General features: G+C 41.1%; 18 protein-coding genes. 9 read left to right on the plus strand and 9 right to left on the minus strand.

The window, feature by feature from the left end; all coding sequences use genetic code 11:
• Positions 1-32: 32 nt before the first annotated feature.
• The 3 genes from mioC to mnmE all read right to left on the minus strand — a co-directional run bounded on the left by mioC (position 33) and on the right by mnmE (position 3,305).
• Complete coding sequence (gene mioC / locus LPA49_RS18820) at positions 33-479, minus strand: FMN-binding protein MioC (protein ID WP_180311259.1); 447 nt, start codon at positions 477-479, stop codon at positions 33-35.
• 548 nt (positions 480-1,027) lie between these two features.
• Entirely contained in the window at positions 1,028-1,795 is a 768-nt protein-coding gene (locus LPA49_RS18825; RefSeq protein ID WP_180311260.1) for an isocitrate lyase/phosphoenolpyruvate mutase family protein, read from the minus strand.
• A gap of 145 nt (positions 1,796-1,940) precedes the next feature.
• A complete protein-coding gene (gene mnmE, locus LPA49_RS18830) occupies positions 1,941-3,305 on the minus strand; it encodes a tRNA uridine-5-carboxymethylaminomethyl(34) synthesis GTPase MnmE (protein WP_065978282.1) in 1,365 nt (454 codons plus the stop codon).
• 208 nt (positions 3,306-3,513) lie between these two features.
• Here mnmE and LPA49_RS18835 point away from each other — a divergent pair, with 208 nt between their 5' ends.
• Together LPA49_RS18835 and LPA49_RS18840 are read left to right on the plus strand one after the other, a co-directional pair.
• Positions 3,514-5,649, plus strand: coding sequence for a TonB-dependent siderophore receptor (locus LPA49_RS18835; RefSeq protein WP_074989746.1), 2,136 nt, complete (start codon positions 3,514-3,516; stop codon positions 5,647-5,649).
• A gap of 9 nt (positions 5,650-5,658) precedes the next feature.
• Complete coding sequence (locus tag LPA49_RS18840; protein ID WP_036973697.1) at positions 5,659-6,864, plus strand: PepSY domain-containing protein; 1,206 nt, start codon at positions 5,659-5,661, stop codon at positions 6,862-6,864.
• A 56-nt stretch (positions 6,865-6,920) separates the two neighbouring features.
• On the opposite strand, the gene yidC is transcribed toward LPA49_RS18840, so the two are convergent.
• The 4 genes from yidC to rpmH all read right to left on the minus strand — a co-directional run bounded on the left by yidC (position 6,921) and on the right by rpmH (position 9,525).
• On the minus strand, positions 6,921-8,552 hold the full coding sequence (gene yidC, locus LPA49_RS18845; RefSeq protein WP_036973695.1) for a membrane protein insertase YidC: 1,632 nt from the start codon (positions 8,550-8,552) through the stop codon (positions 6,921-6,923).
• Positions 8,553-8,560: 8 nt separating this feature from the next.
• Positions 8,561-8,833 carry a membrane protein insertion efficiency factor YidD gene (yidD, locus tag LPA49_RS18850; protein WP_036973693.1) on the minus strand — a complete coding sequence of 91 codons (273 nt, stop codon included), beginning with the start codon at positions 8,831-8,833 and terminating at the stop codon, positions 8,561-8,563.
• Positions 8,834-8,962: 129 nt separating this feature from the next.
• Positions 8,963-9,385: a ribonuclease P protein component gene (rnpA, locus tag LPA49_RS18855; RefSeq protein WP_036973690.1), complete on the minus strand. Its 423-nt coding sequence runs from the start codon at positions 9,383-9,385 to the stop codon at positions 8,963-8,965.
• 5 nt (positions 9,386-9,390) lie between these two features.
• Complete coding sequence (rpmH, locus tag LPA49_RS18860) at positions 9,391-9,525, minus strand: 50S ribosomal protein L34 (protein ID WP_008488847.1); 135 nt, start codon at positions 9,523-9,525, stop codon at positions 9,391-9,393.
• Positions 9,526-10,031: 506 nt separating this feature from the next.
• Here rpmH and dnaA point away from each other — a divergent pair.
• The 7 genes from dnaA to LPA49_RS18895 all read left to right on the plus strand — a co-directional run bounded on the left by dnaA (position 10,032) and on the right by LPA49_RS18895 (position 19,708).
• Positions 10,032-11,420 (plus strand): chromosomal replication initiator protein DnaA, encoded by a 1,389-nt coding sequence (dnaA, locus tag LPA49_RS18865; protein WP_036973688.1) that lies wholly within the window; start codon positions 10,032-10,034, stop codon positions 11,418-11,420.
• A gap of 13 nt (positions 11,421-11,433) precedes the next feature.
• Positions 11,434-12,537: a DNA polymerase III subunit beta gene (dnaN, locus tag LPA49_RS18870; RefSeq protein ID WP_036973687.1), complete on the plus strand. Its 1,104-nt coding sequence runs from the start codon at positions 11,434-11,436 to the stop codon at positions 12,535-12,537.
• Between the two features lie 6 nt (positions 12,538-12,543).
• A complete protein-coding gene (gene recF / locus LPA49_RS18875; RefSeq protein WP_036973686.1) occupies positions 12,544-13,638 on the plus strand; it encodes a DNA replication/repair protein RecF in 1,095 nt (364 codons plus the stop codon).
• Between the two features lie 12 nt (positions 13,639-13,650).
• Complete coding sequence (gene gyrB, locus LPA49_RS18880; protein ID WP_036973684.1) at positions 13,651-16,077, plus strand: DNA topoisomerase (ATP-hydrolyzing) subunit B; 2,427 nt, start codon at positions 13,651-13,653, stop codon at positions 16,075-16,077.
• A gap of 142 nt (positions 16,078-16,219) precedes the next feature.
• Positions 16,220-17,119 carry a glycine--tRNA ligase subunit alpha gene (glyQ, locus tag LPA49_RS18885; RefSeq protein ID WP_036973766.1) on the plus strand — a complete coding sequence of 300 codons (900 nt, stop codon included), beginning with the start codon at positions 16,220-16,222 and terminating at the stop codon, positions 17,117-17,119.
• An 8-nt stretch (positions 17,120-17,127) separates the two neighbouring features.
• Positions 17,128-19,197, plus strand: a complete 2,070-nt coding sequence (glyS, locus tag LPA49_RS18890; RefSeq protein ID WP_065978277.1) for a glycine--tRNA ligase subunit beta — start codon at positions 17,128-17,130, stop codon at positions 19,195-19,197.
• Positions 19,198-19,258: 61 nt separating this feature from the next.
• Complete coding sequence (locus LPA49_RS18895) at positions 19,259-19,708, plus strand: hypothetical protein (RefSeq protein WP_036973682.1); 450 nt, start codon at positions 19,259-19,261, stop codon at positions 19,706-19,708.
• A gap of 111 nt (positions 19,709-19,819) precedes the next feature.
• On the opposite strand, the gene tusA is transcribed toward LPA49_RS18895, so the two are convergent.
• Together tusA and fadA are read right to left on the minus strand one after the other, a co-directional pair.
• Complete coding sequence (tusA, locus tag LPA49_RS18900) at positions 19,820-20,059, minus strand: sulfurtransferase TusA (RefSeq protein WP_036973681.1); 240 nt, start codon at positions 20,057-20,059, stop codon at positions 19,820-19,822.
• A 155-nt stretch (positions 20,060-20,214) separates the two neighbouring features.
• Entirely contained in the window at positions 20,215-21,381 is a 1,167-nt protein-coding gene (fadA, locus tag LPA49_RS18905) for an acetyl-CoA C-acyltransferase FadA (RefSeq protein WP_036973680.1), read from the minus strand.
• Positions 21,382-21,383: the final 2 nt, after the last annotated feature.

A 21,383-nucleotide genomic window follows, 5' to 3' on the forward strand; every position in this document is an offset into this window, starting at 1 on the left:
AACTTTTTTAATAGATCTTGCCACTCTATACTTTAAAGACCCACAGACTTGATCCAGCTGGGTAGCCAGGCTAGGGCCGTATCTTCTGGCAGTTGTTCATCTAATATATTTAGCTCTAAACGTTCTGCTACGCGGCTTGCGCCTTTACTTATAAATAAATCATCAATATGACGGCCTGCATAGTTATATGTGTCGTAACTGGTGTCACCTAAACCAATAACACTGTACTTTAATCCTTTTAAATCAATTTGTTGGTTAACTGATTCTATAAAAGGAAGTAAGTTTTCAGGGTAATCACCGGCACCATAAGTCGATGTACATAATAGCCAGATAGTGTCTTGTTTATCGATATCATTGAAAACGGGTTGTTCATGAAGCTTTACTTGAATCCCTTGTTGTTCAAGGGCTTCAGCGAGCTGCTCTGCAACATATTCGGCAGATCCCATTTGACTACCCACAATGATATTTACTGATTGCATGTCGTTGATCGTGTAATGAGTTAAGTGGGCACATAATAACGAACTTGTAGTGTGAGTAAAGTGTTGAATTACGATCTGAATAAGTTTTTATGCTCAAAAATCACTCTTTAAATTTTATTTTGTTTTAACTTTATGATTTATAATAATTTTAATTTATTTCGCGAATTTAAAGTCGTTGATCAAGCTGTTAGTAAATTTGGGGAAAGTTCTGATCAAGGCTATTTTCTCGACGTGCATAACTTTGCTAAGTGATTGATCTTTAAATATCTGAATTGAAAGAATCGCTCAGATCGGGGAGAGGTATTTGATGAGATCGTTTTGTGGATAGATCGCTTGTTGATAACGATCGAATTGTATTTTTCGATCGGTAAATTCGATCGAAAAAAACGAAAAAATTAGTTTTTAAAGGTAAAAACCTCTAAAAAACTGCCATATTTACTCTGAATAACAAAAATGACAGTGATAAATAGGGATCGTTTAGCTGTTTAGATCTAAAAACAGGCCAAATGTGGATAACATTTTTACCAATCGCCGATCTAAATTGTATTTTAGATCAGCTTTATGGCTGGTGGCTCGTTATTTCCAAGCTGTGTTAAGTGTTTTTTTAGCGTTTCACCAACAAGATCATATAGAGAATTCCCCAAAGAAAATCGTTTAACCCCAGCAGCAAATGCTATTTTTGGGCAGTTAAAATCTGCCATTGCCATCACATTTATTGGAATATTAAGTGCGTTAACCAGCATTTTTATCTGTTCAATTTTGCAAAGTCCAGGTACAAACACACCATCTGCTCCTGCATTTTCATAGGCTTTTACTCGTGCTAATGTCAGCTCATAGGGATTTTTTTCTATTAAATATGTGTCGGTTCTGGCATTAATAAAGAGCTTTTCGAAGCCATTTTCATCCAGAGTTTGCTTTATTTTCTCTATAATAGTGCACTGTTGATCAAGCGATCTTAACTGTGATGTTACTTTGTCAGAGTCTTCTATATTTATACCTACAACTCCTAACTTGGCTAAGCTAAGTACATGCTGGCTAATGACCTGTGCGTCGTTACTATAGCCTGACTCAATGTCTACAGATAAAGGGATAGTGAGGTGATTGATGAGTGTTTTGACCAGCGATAGTAGGTAACTAAATGGGATCTTCTCACCATCTTGTAAGCCATAACTTGCGGCAATTCCCCAACTTGTTGTTGCAAGGGCTTTTGCTCCTGAGGCTTGAATAAATTGCGCTGAGCTTAGATCCCATGCATTAGGTAATACAAAGCCTGTTTGTTGCTGATGTAATTGATGAAAAATGTGATATTTATCCATGATGTCCTCCTATAAATGACATCAATAGATTAATGAGTATAAGATTTATTGCTGGCTGTATTCGGCACTGAACCTGTTAATGAAAGTGCAGTTTATGAACAAAAAAAGAGTCTTGCGACTCTTTTCTAATAATGATGACCGACGTTTATTTACCGATACAGAACGAGCTAAATATTTTGCCGAGTAAATCATCAGACGTGAATTCACCCGTAATTTCATTTAGGAACTGCTGAGTTAAGCGTAACTCTTCAGCTAATATTTCACCGGCAATATGCTGTTCAAGTTGCTCTTTACCTGTATGCAGATGATGCGCTGCATGGTGTAGTGCATCGAGATGACGACGACGGGCCATAAAGCCACCTTCGGTTGCGCCTTGGAAACCGATACATGCTTTTAAGTGAGTACGAACTAACTCTATACCTTCAGCATTTTTGGCGCTTAATCGAATGACAGGGTATTGATCATGTTCATCCATACCGACATTTTCACCCGAAATATCGGCTTTATTTCGGATCACCGTGACGCCCATCCCTTGTGGTAACTTAGACATAAACTCTGGCCAGATAGCATGTGGATCTGTGGCGTCGGTGTCGGTGCCGTCTAACATAAATAACACGCGATCGGCTTGATTAATTTCTTCCCAGGCGCGTTCAATACCAATTTGCTCTACCTTGTCTGGACTTTCTCGAAGGCCGGCTGTGTCGATAATGTGAAGCGGCATACCATCTATATGAATATGTTCTCGCAGTACGTCTCGTGTGGTGCCGGCTATGTCGGTAACAATGGCTGCATCACGACCCGCTAACGCATTTAATAAACTAGATTTACCCGCATTCGGTCGACCTGCAATGACTACACGCATACCTTCGCGCATTATCGTCCCTTGCTTTGCTTGTTGCGTGACATTATCAAGTTGTTGAATGATGGCATCGAGATCATTTGCTACTTTTCCATCTGTCAGAAAATCGATTTCTTCATCTGGAAAATCTATGGCTGCTTCAACATACATACGTAAATGAATGACTTTTTCCACCAGCATCTCTATGTGTTTTGAGAACTCACCTTGAAGAGATTGCAGGGCGCTTTTTGCAGCTTGCTCACTGGTTGCGTTAATGAGGTCGGCAATTGCTTCGGCTTGTGTTAAATCAAGCTTGTCATTCATGAATGCACGTTCTGAGAATTCCCCTGGTTTTGCTAACCGTACACCTTCAATATGGCTAATTTCTTTTAATAGCATATCGAGTACAACAGGACCGCCATGTCCTTGTAGTTCAAGTACATCTTCACCGGTAAAAGAATTTGGTCCTTGGAAGAAAAGGGCAATACCTTGATCTAGCTGTGCGCCGTCTAAGCTCTTAAAAGGCACATAGTCTGCGTAACGTGTTTTAGGACAGCGACCAATAATATGCTCTGCTACCGTTTTGGCTAAGCTGCCAGAAACGCGAATAATACCAACGCCACCTCGTCCGGGTGCGGTCGCTTGCGCTGCAATTGTATCTTGATTAATCATGCTTTTAGTATTGCCAATATTGAAAATGATGCTGGTTTGTATTGTAACCTATGGCTTAATTTCATGCGAATAGCGGTGTATAAAAATACCAACTTAGTCGTTGCTATTAGTTTTACTTTATTCAACATTAATAAATAATAAACACTAATTGCAAATGATAATTATATTCATTAAGGTATTTGCATCTTACTTTATAATTTAAAAATATATGCGCTATTCTCCTTTATTATTAGCTGTTCTCGCGAGTTTTTCTGGTTTTTCAGTTGCTGAGAATCAACAAACGTCAGATCAAAATGAAATCGAAAAAATCGATGTAATAGGGCGTGCTTTTTCTTTATATCGACCAACCGAGTCAAGCTTCGGGACCCGCACTAATACGCCGATTGAAAAGATCCCACAGTCTATTCAAATTTTGCCACAGGAGCTGATTAACGATCAGGCTGCCCGACAGATTACCGATTTATACAGTAATATTGCCGGTGTAAATGGTTTTAGTTATTCAGGTGTAACATTTCGTGGTTTTCGCCAAGATGAAATTTTATATGATGGTGTCAAAGGCGATCCATTCAACGGCTTTGCTGTTCCACAATTATTTAATATTGAACAAGTTGCGGTGTTAAAAGGGCCTGCGGGTGCTATATACGGTAGCGGTAATCCAGGTGGTATTATTAATTATGTAACCAAGAAGCCAACCTTTACTGAAAAGCACAGTATTGAAGTTGAGCTTGGTAATGATGACTTTATTAGTGGCGCATTAGAAAGTACAGGGCCCTTGAGTGACTCATTAGATAATCATGCTTATCGTGTTGGTTTGTATCGTGATTCAGAAAAGCCATTTCGCGCTAATACCAGCAGTGATAATACGATTGTTGATCTTGGTTATACTTGGCTGATAAGCAGCGCAACAGAGCTTACAACGCAATATACGTATATAGAGCAAGAATTAGGAGGAGCACGCCTTCGTGGGGTGCCTGCTGATGATAATGGGCATTTTATTACGGATATTAGCTGGAATCATAATGAAGCGACTGATTTCCAAAATGTTGAGGCGCATGTTTATCAAGCTATTTTAAAACACGACATTAATGATGTATGGCGTACGGATATTACAGCACGTTATTTTGATAATAAAGAAGTGCAAAATTACCATGAGCCGAGAGGGCTTGTGGATACCAATGGCGATGGCATTGTTGATTGGAGTCACCGCGAATTTCGTGATCAACTTCGTGAAAATACAGGGTTTAGCTTAACCGCTAATGCGGTAGCTGAGTTTATATTTGTTAATATGCAACACCAAGTCTTATTTGGTAGTGATTGGTATGAGCATGATTTCGAAAGTGTTTACCGCACAGCTACGCAACAAAGTAAAGGAGGGCCTGTCCCTGGGCTTGACCTTCAAGATCCCGAGTATGGTTTAACGTCTCGCGATGATTATGATCTCAATGCTATTACACCCAGACTTGGCAGTACTCATAGCACACGCTTTGGTGCTTATGTGCAAGACCAACTTGATGTCACTGCCAACTGGAGCATAACCGCGGGGTTAAGATACGATCGCTTTGAAGACAAAGATGAGTTAAATCAGACCGAGTTTTCTGATAGCGATGTCACTTATCGTGTCGGCACCAGTTACAATATTAATGATACTTTCTTTCCTTACGCCTTATATGGTACTGGTTTTGTACCACAAAGTGCCAGCGATCAAGAAACAGCCAAGGGCGGACCTTTTGCTCCTGAAACAAGTCGTATAAATGAGGTGGGCTTAAGAACGAAGCTTGTTGATGATAGCTTAGCTGTAAATATGGCCGCTTATGACATTGTGCGCAAAAATATTCTGCAACCCAGTTTGTTGGGTGATGTTGCAGGCGATGGGGTTGATGATTTAGTGGCCGTCGGCGAAGTGCAAAGTAAAGGGTTTGAACTCGAAGTGGTTGGTGATATTACCGAGCGTTGGGTTGTGACAGCAAGTTATGCCTATAATGATACCCGTATCACTAAAGCCAATGACAGCATACGTAATCAAATTCCTAACAGTGATAAGTTTGCCAATGCGCCGCAAAATACCCTGGGTATTTGGACACGCTATGAACTACCTCGCGTATCGTCATCTATTTCTGCAGGTTTAGACTATGTTGATGAGCAGCTTAGCTTGGGCGGACAACGTGTTCAACCTTACACTATCTACAATATGGCATGGCAAACGACCTTAAATAACTGGCAATGGCAGCTATCAGTTAAAAATGTGTTTGATAAAGAATATGCAAGCAGTGGCTTTATTGAACGTACGGGGCATTTTCCCGGTGAGCCACGCCGTGTTTATTTAAGTGCTAAATACAGCTTTTAATGGTGGCGTGTGAGCGCTAAGCAGTGGTTTAACTTACATTCGTGGGCAGGACTCGTTGTTGGGGTCCTGCTTTTTGTTATTTGTGTGTCCGGTACGTTAGCAACCCTTAGTCACGAGATAGAGTACCTGACTGGAAGTAAATATCGTGCTTTAAGCTCTTCACCCATGACTAACTATCCCGCGATAGAATCCAGTCTTAATAAGCATTATCCCAATGCACAAGTACTGTATATCCATCGTCATAAGCAAGATTATTTAGCCACAGAAGTTGCGCTAAAAATTAATGATACATTTCGGTTTGTTTATCTTGATGCTGCCTCAGGAGAAGTATTAGGAGAAGGAGAGTGGGCACGAATATCGCGGTTTTTACGTAACTGGCATATGAATTTATCCATGGGCTGGACTGGTAAGTTGATTGTGACAAGCTTAAGTATCTTAGTACTTATATTACTGGTCTCGAGCTTTTTTGTTTACCGACGCTGGTGGCAAGGCTTTCTTAAAAAGCCAGCCCCACTTTTATTGCATAAACGCAATGGTTGGGCAGACTGGCATAAGCTTGTAGGACTTTGGAGTACGTGGTTTATTGCTGTTATGGCGGTAACGGGTCTTTGGTATCTGATAGAGCATGGATTGCAAACAGCCAAAGTAGATCATTATGTTGCAGAACCTACAAAGGTTATTGCGCTAAAACAAAGCGCGTCGACAAGTAATATGATGCCAATATCTTTAACGGCCGCATACGAAGCAGCACAACAGGCTTTTCCTAGTTTAGATATTCGTTATATTGGTTACGGACAAAAAGCAGCACAGCCTATCGAAGTTCGTGGCTATAATAACGATATTTTACTACGCCTACGCGCTAATCGCGTCTATATAAATGCAAGCACAGGGGCCGTGTTAGGCATTCAAAAAGGGCAAGACTTGCCGTTTGTTCCACGTATAAAAGACACCGCTGATCCACTGCATTTTGGAAACTTTGCAGGTCTAGGCACAAAGTTTATTTGGGCTATTTTTGGTAGCTTGATGAGCGGTGTTAGTGGTGTTGGAATTTACATGAGCTGGCTGAGAGTTAAACGCAAAGCAACCGTTTCTAGCTGGTTAGGTGTATCAGGTTATATAGCCATAGGCTTGGTTATAGGCTCTGTGGTAATAACAAGCGTTAGCGTTAGTGAACGTAGCGTGCCAAAGCAGCTTTATGCACCTGTACTCGGTTAAAAATAACTGGGCATTAAAAAAGGCGACCTAAGTCGCCTTTTTTGTGCGTAAGGGTTTTAGCCTCTTACTTTAATGCCTTTTTTCTCCATTCCACGGTAGATGATAAGCATCTGCGCGATAGAGATAAGGTTCGATACTAACCAGTAAAGTACAAGGCCAGATGGGAACCATAAGAAGAATACAGAGAAGATTACCGGCATAAACGTCATCATTTTTTGCTGCATTGGATCTTGAACCGTCATCGGTTGCAGCTTTTGTGTGATGAACATACTTGCACCAAATAAAATTGGTAATACGTAGTATGGGTCTTTCGCTGATAAGTCAGTTAACCATAATACAAACTCAGCATGGCGCAATTCTGTTGATTCTAAGAATACGTAGAATAGTGCTAAGAAGATTGGCATTTGTAGTAAAAGCGGTAAGCAGCCACCCATCGGGTTTACTTTCTCTTTGCGGTACATTTCCATCATAGCTTGACCGAATTTTTGACGATCATCGCCAAATTTCTCTTTTAGTGCGGCCATTTTAGGTTGTAATGCGCGCATTTTCGCCATTGACGTGTATTGTGCTTTTGTCAGTGGGTACATTGCAGATTTAACAATGACAGTAATAGCGATGATAGCTAGACCCCAGTTACCTAGGATACTGTGCAACCATTTAAGTAGCACGAATAATGGTTGCGAGATGAACCATAACCAGCCGTAATCAACCGTAAGGTCTAAGTCTGGGTGAATTGCTTCAAGTACATCAGACTCTTTCGGGCCCATATAGTAAGTCGAAGCCAGGGTTGTTTGTGTGCCAGCTTGTACGTTAACAGCTTCACCTTTAGTACCAATGATGGCAGCATTACCAGCCACTAATTTGCTGTATAGCGTATTTTGTTGGTCTTGCTGTGGAACCCATGCACTTACAAAGTAGTGTTGAATAAACGCAATATAACCACCAGCCGTCGTAACATTTAGGTTTTTGTCGGCCATATCAGAGAAGCTGTATTTTTCGTAAGGCTCTTCTTCAGTACCGTATGCAGCCCCTAAGTAGTTTTGATCAACTAAGCTACCTTTATCTTGTACTGTACGCTTCACTTGCGTGTAAAGCTGCACTTGAATCGGATCCGCTGTTACGTTATTTACCGTGTACTCTAAATCTACAGCGTAGTCGCCTTTCTTGAAGATATAAGTTTTGGTAAATGTCACACCTTTGCTGTCGGTAAACTCGAGTGGTACACGAAGCTCATCGCCATTTAAGGTGAACGATTTTTGTGTGGTTTTATAAACAGGGCGACCAGCAACAGTTGCATCTGGGCCGTTTAAACCAATTAAGCCACTTTGTGAGAAGTATTGATTACCGTCAAACTCACCAAGTAGCATAAAAGGTGTATCACTGCCTTTTGTCTCTTCGTATTGAAGTAAGTCTGCTTCAATAATGTCACCACCGCGGGTGTCAATTTTTACAGTGAAGACATCAGTTGTTACATCAATAACTGAGCGCTTTGCTGTTGTAGCAACAGGAACTTCACCGTCAGATGATGCTGGAATAAAGTCATCTGACTCTGATGTTGTTGCGCCTAGTGTTTGTGTTGTGGCACTTGGATCAGCTTTTGGTGCATTGTAGTCGTTATTCCACTCTTGGAATAATAAAAACGACACAAGCATCAAGCCGATTAATAAAAACGTGCGTTGCGATTCCATAACAGCTCTTATTTCTCGTGTTGGTGGTTAATATGATTTTTTGCAGGAACGGGATCATCCCCACCTGCATGTAAAGGGTGACATTTTAATATGCGTTTAACTGCTAACCAACTGCCTTTTACACTTCCATGCAAATTAATTGCTTGAATAGCATAATGAGAACAGCTTGGATTAAAGCGGCAATGTGGACCTAATAGCGGGCTTATCCAATTTTGATAGCCACGAATTAGCATGACTAAACAGCGCTTTGGAATAGCAACAAGTGGTTTAAGTAACCTCATGGTGTGTCTGCCCCTGCGTTAATTTAGTCAATGGAATACCATGAATTTAAATTCCCAAGATAGAATTTTAAATGCATGATTAAAAGGTGAGCTAAAGATACCTTAATTATGCCCGTAATTCTATTGATATCAGGCTTGTTTATTAGATTTTGCTGATTTATTAGGGCGTTTTTTGAAAGGGGGTGGTTTTGGTGCACCCGGCTTGCAGCGTTCGTTAATTTTTCGCCACAATTTATTTAATTGTTTTGTTAACTCTTCGTTTGACTGCTCATCAATGCCACTTTTAACCATAAGCACAATATCAATGTTATCGATTTTGTGTTGATTTAAACGAAAACTTTCGCGAGCAAGTCGTTTAATACGATTACGTTGGCAGGCTTTTTTAACACGTTTTTTAGCGACAGTAAGACCTAGTCGAGGACTTGTTTGGTCATTGGGTTTTGCTAATAAGGTAAAGAAAGGAGTCGCAGCGCGAGCTGGTTCATTAAATATACGAGAGTAATGCGAGGGAGTTAACAAACGTAACTCCCTGCTGAAGCTAAAGTCTTCCACTTATATTAAGCAGAAAGAACTTTACGGCCTTTAGCACGACGACGAGCTAATACTTTACGGCCATTTGCTGTTGCCATACGAGCACGGAAACCGTGTGTACGTTTGCGTTTTAAAACGCTAGGTTGAAAAGTTCTTTTCATAACAATTCCATCCGATCGGTTAAGGTTAAAACATCCTATGCAGGTCGCGATCCTGGCACAGGTGCCATTGCGAGCGCGAGATATTATAGATGAAGACAACAAAAGTCAATCATAATTACACGGCTAACACAGTAATTATAAAGGATCCTGTCGCTCGATCATATAGGATCATCATAAATAAGAAGTTTTCCACAGCCTCTGTATAAAAAGTGAATAAAAGCTTGGGAAAAGCAAATTAGATCGTAGAATTTAATCGCGATCTAGCTGCGAATTTGCTATGATCACTATTCGGATGTAAAAAATAAACCCTATAAAAATCATGTGGTTGTCTTTTTATGAAGACGAGATCATATTTTTCAGAAAAATCAATCTTGTACTTGTGGATAAAGTGCCTTCATAATACTCGGTCTAGGCCAAGAAAATTGGTCAAAGATTAGTAATAAATGTATGATTTTCCATCATTAAAGATGAACGGGAATAATAATTAAATCTCTGGGAGTTTAATAGTGTATCTGTCGGTTTGGCAAAGTTGTTTATATGTATTGCAAGATGAACTGCCGTCACAGCAGTTCAGTATGTGGGTAAGACCACTACAAGCAGAAAGTACCGAAGATACGTTAACTATATATGCGCCGAATCGTTTTGTTCTTGATTGGGTGAGAGAAAAGTATTTAAACCGTATAAATGAACTGCTCGTTGAAATTTGTGGTGATGAAGCGCCCGAGTTACGTTTTGACGTAGGCAGTAAACCTATTTTAAATGCGCAAGCCGCCGTGCCAGCTGCGAGTGCTCCTGTTAGTGCTCAACACACATCTGAGAAACAACAGCCTAAACCTGAAAAAGCGAATGTAGAACCTGCACCAAAATCGGGTTATAAATCAAATATTAAAGAAAATTATACGTTTGATAGTTTTGTTGAAGGTAAATCAAACCAGCTAGCAAAAGCAGCCGCAACTCAAGTTGCAGACAACCCAGGGTCTGCCTTTAATCCCGTGTTTATTTATGGCGGTACAGGTTTAGGTAAAACGCATTTATTGCATGCTGTAGGCAATGGCATCATGGCGAATAAACCGGATGCAAAAATTGTTTATATGCATTCCGAGCGTTTTGTCCAAGACATGGTTAAAGCACTTCAAAATAACGCAATAGAAGAGTTTAAACGTTATTACCGAAGCGTTGATGCATTGATGATTGATGACATCCAATTTTTCGCTAATAAAGAACGTTCTCAAGAAGAATTTTTCCATACCTTCAATGCATTACTTGAAGGAAATCAACAGATTATATTAACTTCAGACCGCTATCCAAAAGAGATAGAAGGGGTTGAAGATCGCCTTAAGTCTCGCTTTGGATGGGGGTTAACGATTGCCATTGAGCCTCCTGAGCTTGAGACGCGCGTTGCTATTTTGATGAAAAAAGCGCAGCAGAGTAAAATTAATTTACCGCATGAAGTGGCCTTTTTTATTGCCAAGAAACTACGTTCAAATGTGCGTGAGTTAGAAGGGGCATTAAACCGTGTGATTGCAAATGCGAACTTTACCGGTCGTCCAATATCAATCGATTTTGTAAAAGAAGCGTTGCGCGACTTACTCGCATTGCAAGATAAGCTCGTAACCATCGATAACATTCAGCGCACAGTCGCAGAGTATTACCGTATTCGTGTTTCAGACCTATTATCTAAGCGCCGCAGTCGTTCTGTAGCACGACCGCGCCAGGTTGCTATGGCTTTATCTAAAGAGCTCACTAATCACAGTTTACCTGAGATTGGTGATGCGTTTGGCGGGCGTGACCATACAACGGTACTGCATGCCTGTCGTAAAGTTAAATCACTGCGTGATGAAAGTCACGAGGTGAAAGAAGATTATCAAAACTTAATAAGAACCTTGTCATCTTAAGGCTGACTTTATTATGCAAATAACAATATCAAGAGAGCAATTTTTAAAACCTTTAGTTCAAGTGTCGGGTGCGATTGAACGCAAGCACACCTTACCGATTTTATCGAACGTACTGTTAGTTGTAGAAAATGGACAACTATCAATGACGGGTACCGATCTTGAAATTGAGTTAGTAGCAAGCGTATTTGTAGGTGAAGACACCGCAGATACAAAATTAACCTTGCCAGCTAAAAAGTTACTCGATATTTGTAAAAGTTTACCCGATGGCTCTGAGCTTACTTTAAGTAGCCAAGATCATCAGTTATTACTAACCAGTGGTAAAAGTCGCTTTTCATTGACCACATTAGCTGCAGAAGATTTTCCGAATCTTGAACAATGGGATGGCGAAGTTGAGTTTCAGTTAACTCGAGTAGAGTTACGTAAACTACTTGAAAGTACTCATTTTTCAATGGCGAACCAAGACGTACGCTATTATTTAAATGGTATGTCGTTTGAAGTCGACAATGCCGACATTAAAACAGTGGCAACAGACGGTCACCGTTTAGCGATTGCACAAAAGCAGTTAGCTCAGTCGCTTAATACACAGCGTCAGCTTATTATTCCACGCAAGGGTGTGCAAGAAATCATGCGTTTAATGGTGGCTGATGATGAGTTAGTAACAATTCAATTTGGCGCTAATCATATTCGTATTATTGATACCGAGTTTACGTTTACAAGTAAATTGGTAGATGGTCGTTTTCCTGATTACCGCCGAGTATTACCACGTGGTGGCGATAAAGTTATTACTGCCAATAGAGAATGGTTACGCAGCGCATTTCAACGTGTGTCTATTTTATCGAATGAGAAATTTCGTGGTGTGCGTTTAAATCTTTCTGAAGGCTTGTTGAAAATAACTGCCAATAACCCTGAGCAAGAGCAAGCAGAAGAAGTGGTTGAGGTTATGTATCAAGGTGGTGAGCTGGAAATTGGTTTTAATGTTTCGTATGTACTCGATGTTTTGAATACATTAAAAACAGAAGATGTCACTTTTACCCTTGCAGATTCAAACAGTAGCGCGCTAATAGAAGGTGCTGGTGACGAAGAAGCGATGTATGTTGTTATGCCGATGCGCTTATAACCTTTTATGAGTTTAAGTCATTTAAGCCTCAATAATTTTCGTAATATTGAGGCGCTGACACTTGAGCCGATAAATGGAATTAATATTATTTATGGCGAAAATGGCAGCGGAAAAACCAGCCTTTTAGAGGCTATTTATTTCCTTTCACATGGTAAATCATTTCGAACCGCCAAGCATAAAAGTATCATTCAGCATCAGCAAGACAAGTTTGTTATTCATGGTCGTAAGGCATTACATGACTTGTCGATTCCGGTTGGTATAAGTAAAAACCAAGCGGGTGAAACATCATTAAAGATCCAGGGTAAAACGAGTCGAAAGATCTCAGAGTTGGCGCAGCTAATTCCTGTGCAAGTGATTACACCTGAAAGCTATTCTTTATTTTTCGGTGGACCAAAAGAGCGTAGAAAATTTTTAGATTTAGGATTGTTCCACGTGGAACATGACTTTTTTTATTTATGGCAATCATTCAATAAAGTATTAAAACAACGTAATGCATTGCTGAAGAGTAAACCTAGGAATTATTTCGAGCAGATCAAGTTTTGGGACAAAGAATTTGTTAGACTAGCAGAACAAATAAATAATTTAAGAATCGCGTATATAAGTAGGTTTAAGCAGCAATTTTTTGATAAAATGTGTGCAGAATTAACGCTTATACGCGATTTAGAAATTAGCTTTAACGCGGGGTGGAAAGAGAGCGAATCGCTCTCAGAGGCTCTTGAACAGAGCTTTGAACGTGATGCCAAACAGGGTTTCACAAGCAAAGGCCCGCATAAAGCTGATTTTAGTTTTAGCGTTTCTGGTAATAGTGTGGAAAATACATTTTCACGCGGTCAATTGAAGCTCTTGCTTTATGCGTTGAAAGTAACGCAAAATAGCTTAATTGAATCAGAAACTGATAAGCAATCTATATTGCTAATAGATGACTTACCTTCGGAGTTAGGTGAAGATACAAAGGAAAAAGTGGGTCAGCTTTTATCGCATTGCGATTCACAACTTTTTATCTCATCTATTTTATCTGAAAGTATTTCTGCTGTGGTGGAACCCATGCAACGAGAACTAAAAATGTTCCACGTGAAACATGGCAACCTAATAACAAGATAAGTGGGATTAACCATGTCTGAGAATTACGATTCGTCGAGTATTAAAGTACTTAAAGGATTAGACGCAGTAAGAAAGCGTCCTGGAATGTATATAGGGGACACCGATGACGGTACAGGCTTACACCATATGGTGTTTGAGGTTGTTGATAACTCTATCGATGAAGCCTTAGCTGGTCATTGTGATGATATTTATGTAACGATTCACTTAGACGGTTCAGTCTCTGTAAGAGATAACGGTCGTGGTATTCCTACTTCAATCCATGAAGAAGAAGGTGTATCAGCTGCTGAAGTTATCATGACGGTACTTCATGCTGGTGGTAAATTTGATGATAACTCTTATAAAGTATCGGGCGGTTTACACGGTGTAGGTGTTTCTGTTGTAAATGCTTTATCGGAAAAACTAAAGTTAACTATCCGTCGCGAAGGTAAACTTCATCAACAAACGTATACAATGGGTGTGCCAGATGCACCATTAGCTGTTATTGGTGACGCGACTGATACAGGCACTGAATTACGTTTTTGGCCAAGCGGTGAAACATTCACTGACCTAAACTTCCACTACGATATTTTAGCGAAGCGTTTACGTGAGCTGTCTTTCTTGAATTCGGGCGTAAGTATTATTCTTACCGATGAGCGTGAAGAAGCGAAAAAAGACCATTTTAAATACGAAGGGGGTATTCAAGCCTTTGTTGAGTATTTAAATCGCAATAAAACACCTGTCCATAAAAGTGTTTTCCACTTTACGCATGAGCGTGAAGAAGACGGCATTAATGTTGAAGTGTCTATGCAATGGAACGATGGTTTCCAAGAGAGCATCTACTGTTTCACAAATAACATTCCACAACGTGATGGTGGTACGCACTTAGCTGGCTTTAGAGCTGCACTTACGCGTACACTAAACAATTACATGGAAAAAGAAGGCTTTAATAAAAAAGCTAAAACAACAAGCAACGCCACGGGTGATGATGCTCGTGAAGGTTTAACAGCCGTTGTGAGTGTTAAAGTTCCTGATCCAAAGTTCTCATCACAAACGAAAGATAAATTAGTATCAAGCGAAGTTAAATCTGCTGTAGAACAAGCCATGGCAGAAAAACTAACAGAGTTTTTATTAGAAAACCCTGTTGATGCTAAAACTGTTGTTGGCAAAATTATTGATGCAGCACGAGCGCGTGAAGCAGCGCGTAAAGCACGTGAAATGACTCGTCGTAAAGGCGCTATGGATTTAGCTGGTTTACCGGGTAAGTTAGCAGACTGCCAAGAAAAAGATCCTGCACTTTCTGAATTATACATAGTGGAGGGTGACTCTGCGGGTGGTTCAGCTAAGCAGGGTCGTAATCGTAAAAACCAAGCAATCTTGCCATTGAAAGGTAAAATATTAAACGTTGAAAAAGCACGTTTTGATAAAATGCTATCTTCGCAAGAAGTTGCGACTCTTATAACCGCATTAGGATGTGGTATTGGCCGTGACGAATACAATCCAGAAAAACTGCGTTACCACCGTATCATTATCATGACCGATGCGGACGTGGATGGTTCTCACATTCGTACACTATTACTTACTTTCTTCTACCGTCAAATGCCAGAGATTGTAGAACGTGGTTATATTTATATTGCACAACCACCACTTTATAAAGTGAAAAAAGGTAAGCAAGAGCGTTATATAAAAGACGATCCAGCACTTGTTGATTACTTAACATCATTGGCGTTAAATAATGCTGCGCTATACACAAGTGAGGGTGCAACCGCACTCGAAGGTGAAGCATTAGAGTCTATTGTTCACGATTATCAAAACACGGTAAAAGTGATTGAGCGCTTAAAACGTAAATACCCGAACACGGTTATGGAACGTTTAATCTATCAAAGTGAGTTAAAAGAAGCTGACCTTGCAGATGAAGCGAAAGTAAAAGAGTGGACTAACATATTAGTTGATGACTTAATTGCTCGCGATGAAGATGCGACTATTTTCCATGCTGGAACAGAACATGATGCTGAGCGTAATTTATATTACCCTGTAGTGAATATTCGTCAGCACGGCGTAGATAAAGCACACGTATTAAACTACGACTTCATTACTTCACGTGATTATAAGCGTATCGCTGTAACAGGTGTAAACATTGCTAATATCCTTGAAGAAGGCGCCTATATTCAACGTGGAGAAAAAACAATTCCAGTTGATAACTTTGTCGATGCATTAGAGTGGTTAATCAGTGAGTCTAAACGTGGCTTGTATATCCAGCGCTATAAAGGACTGGGCGAGATGAACCCAGATCAGTTATGGGAAACAACCATGGATCCTAGTGCTCGTCGTATGTTGAAAGTAACAATTGAAGATGCCGTTGCTGCTGACCAATTATTCGCAACATTAATGGGCGACCAAGTTGAGCCGCGTCGTGAATTTATTGAAACGAACGCGCTACGTGTAGTAAACCTAGACGTATAAGCTAAAACACATGATGAAGAAAGGAGCCTATTGGCTCCTTTTTTTATTGCTGAAAAAGCACAAACTGCTTAAAACCTTACTGCACACAAGGTATACTGAGAGCAATTTTCAGACTAAACGCACCAGATACTATAAGCCAAATATGCAAAAATATGACGTTAAAACCTTTCAAGGTTTGATCCTGGCTTTACAGGACTATTGGGCACAGCAAGGCTGTGTGATTGCTCAACCACTCGATATGGAAGTGGGAGCAGGGACATTTCATCCGTTAACTTTCTTAAAGTCTATTGGCCCAGAGCCAATGTCGAGCGCGTATGTTCAACCATGCCGTCGCCCAACTGATGGTCGTTATGGTGAGAACCCAAACCGCTTACAACATTACTACCAATTCCAAGTGGTATTAAAGCCATCACCAGAAAACATTCAAGAGCTCTACTTAGGCTCGTTAGCTGCTGTGGGAATTGATACGCTAACTGATGAAGTGCGCTTCGTAGAAGACAACTGGGAATCACCTACACTGGGTGCATGGGGTCTTGGTTGGGAAATCTGGTTAAACGGCATGGAAGTGACTCAGTTCACTTATTTCCAACAAGTAGGTGGCCTTGAGTGTTCTCCAGTAACAGGTGAAATTACTTATGGTCTTGAGCGTTTAGCGATGTATATTCAGGGCGTAGATAGTATCTATGACCTAGTATGGGCAGATGGTCCAATGGGCCGTGTTACATACGGTGATGTATTCCATCAAAATGAAGTTGAGCAATCAGCGTATAACTTCGAACAAGCTGACGTTGCATTCTTATTCTCTCAATTTGATCACTGCGAAAAAGAAAGTCAAAAGCTAATTGAGGCTGGCTTACCGCTACCTGCTTACGAGCAAGTAATGAAAGCGTCACACGCGTTTAACTTATTAGATGCGCGCCACGCTATCTCAGTAACCGAACGTCAACGTTATATCTTACGTGTACGTGCTTTATCTAAAGCGTGCGCACAGAGTTACTATGATGCACGTGAAGCACTTGGTTTCCCGCTTTGTAAGGATTAAGAATTAGCATGTCAGCAGAAAATTTATTAGTAGAAATTGGCACTGAAGAATTGCCACCAAAAGCACTTCGTAAACTTGCTGAGTCGTTTGCTGAAAACTTAACAGCAGAGCTTGCAAGTTTAGAGCTAGCCCATCAAGGCGTAAATTGGTATGCCTCACCGCGCCGTTTAGGTTTACGCGTTACAGCACTTGAAGCAAAACAAAGTGACAAGGTTGTAGAAAAACGTGGTCCTGCTGTTGCGGCAGCATTTGATGCCGATGGCAACCCAACCAAAGCTGCAATGGGTTGGGCACGTGGTTGTGGTATTGATGTAAGCGACGCCGAAACCGTTGAAACAGACAAAGGGGCATGGCTACTTCATAAAGCACACGTTGAAGGCCAAGCAACCACCGCGTTAATGAGTGATGCGGTAAACAAAGCGCTTGCTAAATTACCGATCCCGAAACCAATGCGTTGGGGCGCGAATAAAACGCAATTTATTCGCCCTGTACATACGGCAACGATTTTATTTGGTAATACACTAATCGAAGGTGAAATCCTTGGTAAGCAAGTAGGTAACCAACTACAAGGTCACCGATTCCACCACCCAGAAAAGGTCACTATCAATCACGCTGACGAAGTATTTGATGTACTAAAATCTGCGTATGTCGTGGCTGACTTCGAAGCGCGTAAAGCACAAATTCGTGAACAAATTGAAGCTGCAGCGGCTGCTGTCAACGCAAAAGTTGCGATGGATGAAGACTTGCTTGAAGAAGTAACGTCACTTGTTGAATGGCCAGTAACGCTAACAGCAACCTTCGAAGAAGCCTTTTTAGATGTACCCGCTGAAGCGCTTATCTACACCATGAAGGATGATCAAAAATACTTCCCACTACTAGATCAAGAAGGCAACTTACTTAACAAGTTCCTGTTTGTTTCTAATATTGAAAGTAAAGATCCAAGTGTGGTTATTGCCGGTAACGAAAAGGTGGTTCGTCCACGTTTAGCCGATGCACAGTTCTTTTTTGAAACCGATAAAAAGAAAACACTTGAGAGCCGTTTAGAATCATTAGACACGGTATTATTCCAAAAGCAACTTGGTACACTTAAAGACAAGTCAGAGCGTATTAGTGAACTTGCTGGTTACATTGCTGAGCAGTTAGGTGCTGATGCAGAACTTGCAAAACGTGCTGGTCTTTTAAGTAAAACAGATTTAATGACTGAAATGGTCATGGAGTTTACTGACGTACAAGGTGTAATGGGTATGCATTACGCACGTCACGATGGTGAGGCCGAAGAAGTTGCACTGGCGCAAAATGAGCAATATATGCCACGTTTTGCAGGCGACAACCTACCAACGAATGTGATTAGTTGTGCTGTTGCTATTGCTGATAAATTCGACACGCTAGTGGGTATTTTTGGCATTGGCCAAGCACCGAAAGGTGACAAAGACCCATTTGCACTTCGCCGTGCAGCCATTGGTGCGTTGCGTATCATGGTTGAAAAGTCACTACCACTGGACATTCTAGACCTTGTTGCTAAATCACAAAGCTTGTTTGGTGAAAAGCTAACAAACCTAAATGTTTCAACGGATGTGTTTGAGTTTATGCTAGGTCGCTTCCGTGCATGGTATCAAGATGAAGGGATTGAGGTTGATGTTATTCAAGCTGTACTCGCGCGTCGTCCAACTAAACCGGTTGACTTCGATCGTCGTGTTAAAGCCGTTAGTCACTTCCGTACATTAGACGCAGCAGAAGCGCTTGCAGCAGCAAATAAACGTGTAAGCAACATCTTGGCTAAGAATGACATCACAACGCAAGGTGATGTAAATGAGAGCCTATTAAGTGATGACGCAGAAAAAGTACTCGCGTCTCATGTTGCTAAGTTCTCTGTAGAGCTTGCACCACTTTATGCTAACGGCGATTATCAAGAAGCGTTATCACAACTAGCGGGTATCCGTGAGAGTGTCGATAACTTCTTTGATAACGTCATGGTAATGGCCGATGACGACGCGGTTAAGCAAAACCGTTTAGCATTATTAAGCCAGTTAAGCCGCCTGTTTTTAGATATTGCTGATATTTCTGTGTTGCAGAAGTAAGTAATACACACGTTAATAAAAGCCAGCTCAGTGCTGGCTTTCTTGTAAAAGAGGAACAGTTATGAAACGTATACTAACTTTAGCTTTGGCTGGTTTATTAACGGCATGTTCTAGCCAAATTCAAATGCCGAATATCGATGATATTCTGCCCAGTAAAGACTTAGACCGTACCATGTATTTACGGGGTGACTTTACCTTGTGGGATGCAGAACCTCAGTACCAATTTTACCAAGTTGCTCCGGGGATTTTTCAAACGGATGTGAAGTTTTCTACACCTGGCAAAGTGTATGAGTTTAAAGTCGCCGATGCTGATTTCAGCCAAGGCTATAACTGTGGTTTCAGTGATACCGACCCAGCAGGTCAAGCACTCATTTTAGGTGAGGCTGCAAGCGCCGATTGCAACACAATCTATAACTACTTCAGCTTTAAACCTGCGGCAAAAGGGGTTTATGTAGTGAGTTTTGATTACCGCAATAGCAATCAACCAAAAGTAACAGTCACGAAAAAATAACGCTAAGAGTTGAGTGACGCTAAGTGTTGAGTGGGCGATTGATTATTTACATCAAAGTTGACAAAGCCCACTCTGATTTTATTTTTTAGCTCGTAGCTCGTAGCTCGTAGCCTACAATCCTTTCTTCACCAAGTATCGATACGGTGCTTGCTCTACCTCTTTCGCCACGAGTGTGTGATCCATAAAGGTACAAAAGCTGGGAATGTCGCGGGTGGTTGATGGGTCATCAGCGATGATAAGTAAAGTCTCGCCATCTTTCATTTTGCGCACAGCACCACGCACCATCATCACCGGTTCTGGACAACGAAGGCCAAGTGCATCTAATTGGTGATCGGGATTATCAAAGCTCATGGCAGACCTATAAAATGAAAGTAACGAATAGTAAGGGGCTATTTTAGCTTTCAATCACTATTGGTTTCAATAACCGAATTCAAAGCAAATAAAAAAGGTGTACTGTGCGTGACAGTACACCTTTTTATCACCAAGATGTTCGGCTAATGAGCGTGTTATTCAACGCGCTCAAATACAGTTGCAATACCTTGGCCTAGACCAATACACATGGTTGCTAAACCGTATTTTGCATTCTTGTCTTCCATTAGGTGAACAAGCGTTGTGCTGATACGAGAGCCTGAACAACCAAGTGGGTGACCAAGCGCGATTGCACCACCATTAAGGTTCACTTTTTCATCTACTACATCCATCAGACCGAGGTCTTTTAATACCGGTAGTGATTGTGCTGCAAACGCTTCGTTAAGCTCAGCAACATCGATATCATCAATTGTGATACCCGCTTGTTTAAGCGCTTTTTGTGATGCTGGAACTGGGCCGTAACCCATAATAGATGGATCGCAACCTGCAACCGCCATTGATTTAATGCGCGCACGAATAGGTAAACCAAGTTCTTTGGCTTTTTCTTCGCTCATTACCAGCATGGCTGATGCACCGTCAGACAGTGCAGATGAAGTACCTGCTGTTACGCTACCTGATGCAGGGTTGAACACAGGACGAAGCTGAGATAAACCTTCAACAGTTGTCTCTGGGCGAATTACTTCATCGTCTTCAACAAGAATTAATGAACCGTCTGCGTCGTGACCTTCCATCGGTAGGATCTCGCGACGGAAACGACCTTCAACAGTCGCAGCGTGTGCGCGTTGGTGTGAGCGGTAAGCAAACTCATCTTGCTGCTGACGGCTAATGCCGTGAAGCGTTGCAAGGTACTCAGCTGTTAAGCCCATAACACCTGCAGCTTGTGCAACAGACGTTGATAAACCAGGGTGGAAATCATTACCGTGAGTCATCGGTACATGACCCATATGCTCAACACCCCCGATGATATAAGTATCACCCGCACCCGTCATAATAGCGCGTGCCGCATCGTGCAATGCTTGCATTGATGAGCCACATAAACGGTTAACTGTTACTGCAGGTACTGAGTGTGGGATACCGGCTAATAATGCTGCGTTACGGGCAATGTTAAAACCTTGCTCGAGAGTTTGCTGCACACAACCCCAGTAAATATCATCAATCGATGCTGGGTCTACGGCTGGGTTACGCTCTAACAAACCTTTCATTAAGTGAGCACTTAAATCTTCCGCACGTTTATGTTTGAATACGCCGTTTTTTGAACGGCCCATTGGTGTGCGGATACAATCTACGATTACTGGATTATTCATGT

The organism is Pseudoalteromonas sp. MB41, assembly GCF_020966275.1.
Taxonomy (GTDB): Bacteria; Pseudomonadota; Gammaproteobacteria; order Enterobacterales; family Alteromonadaceae; genus Pseudoalteromonas; species Pseudoalteromonas lipolytica.

What these genes read in the sequence shown, in the direction of transcription:
- fadA (WP_036973680.1), bottom strand. Translation starts at nt 21,381, where the DNA reads ATGAATAATCCAGTAATCGTAGATTGTATCCGCACACCAATGGGCCGT.
- recF (WP_036973686.1), top strand. Translation starts at nt 12,544, where the DNA reads ATGAGTTTAAGTCATTTAAGCCTCAATAATTTTCGTAATATTGAGGCG.
- mnmE (WP_065978282.1), bottom strand. Translation starts at nt 3,305, where the DNA reads ATGATTAATCAAGATACAATTGCAGCGCAAGCGACCGCACCCGGACGA.
- glyQ (WP_036973766.1), top strand. Translation starts at nt 16,220, where the DNA reads ATGCAAAAATATGACGTTAAAACCTTTCAAGGTTTGATCCTGGCTTTA.
- LPA49_RS18835 (WP_074989746.1), top strand. Translation starts at nt 3,514, where the DNA reads ATGCGCTATTCTCCTTTATTATTAGCTGTTCTCGCGAGTTTTTCTGGT.
- LPA49_RS18825 (WP_180311260.1), bottom strand. Translation starts at nt 1,795, where the DNA reads ATGGATAAATATCACATTTTTCATCAATTACATCAGCAACAAACAGGC.
- yidC (WP_036973695.1), bottom strand. Translation starts at nt 8,552, where the DNA reads ATGGAATCGCAACGCACGTTTTTATTAATCGGCTTGATGCTTGTGTCG.
- dnaN (WP_036973687.1), top strand. Translation starts at nt 11,434, where the DNA reads ATGCAAATAACAATATCAAGAGAGCAATTTTTAAAACCTTTAGTTCAA.
- mioC (WP_180311259.1), bottom strand. Translation starts at nt 479, where the DNA reads ATGCAATCAGTAAATATCATTGTGGGTAGTCAAATGGGATCTGCCGAA.
- LPA49_RS18895 (WP_036973682.1), top strand. Translation starts at nt 19,259, where the DNA reads ATGAAACGTATACTAACTTTAGCTTTGGCTGGTTTATTAACGGCATGT.
- rpmH (WP_008488847.1), bottom strand. Translation starts at nt 9,525, where the DNA reads ATGAAAAGAACTTTTCAACCTAGCGTTTTAAAACGCAAACGTACACAC.
- tusA (WP_036973681.1), bottom strand. Translation starts at nt 20,059, where the DNA reads ATGAGCTTTGATAATCCCGATCACCAATTAGATGCACTTGGCCTTCGT.
- yidD (WP_036973693.1), bottom strand. Translation starts at nt 8,833, where the DNA reads ATGAGGTTACTTAAACCACTTGTTGCTATTCCAAAGCGCTGTTTAGTC.
- gyrB (WP_036973684.1), top strand. Translation starts at nt 13,651, where the DNA reads ATGTCTGAGAATTACGATTCGTCGAGTATTAAAGTACTTAAAGGATTA.
- glyS (WP_065978277.1), top strand. Translation starts at nt 17,128, where the DNA reads ATGTCAGCAGAAAATTTATTAGTAGAAATTGGCACTGAAGAATTGCCA.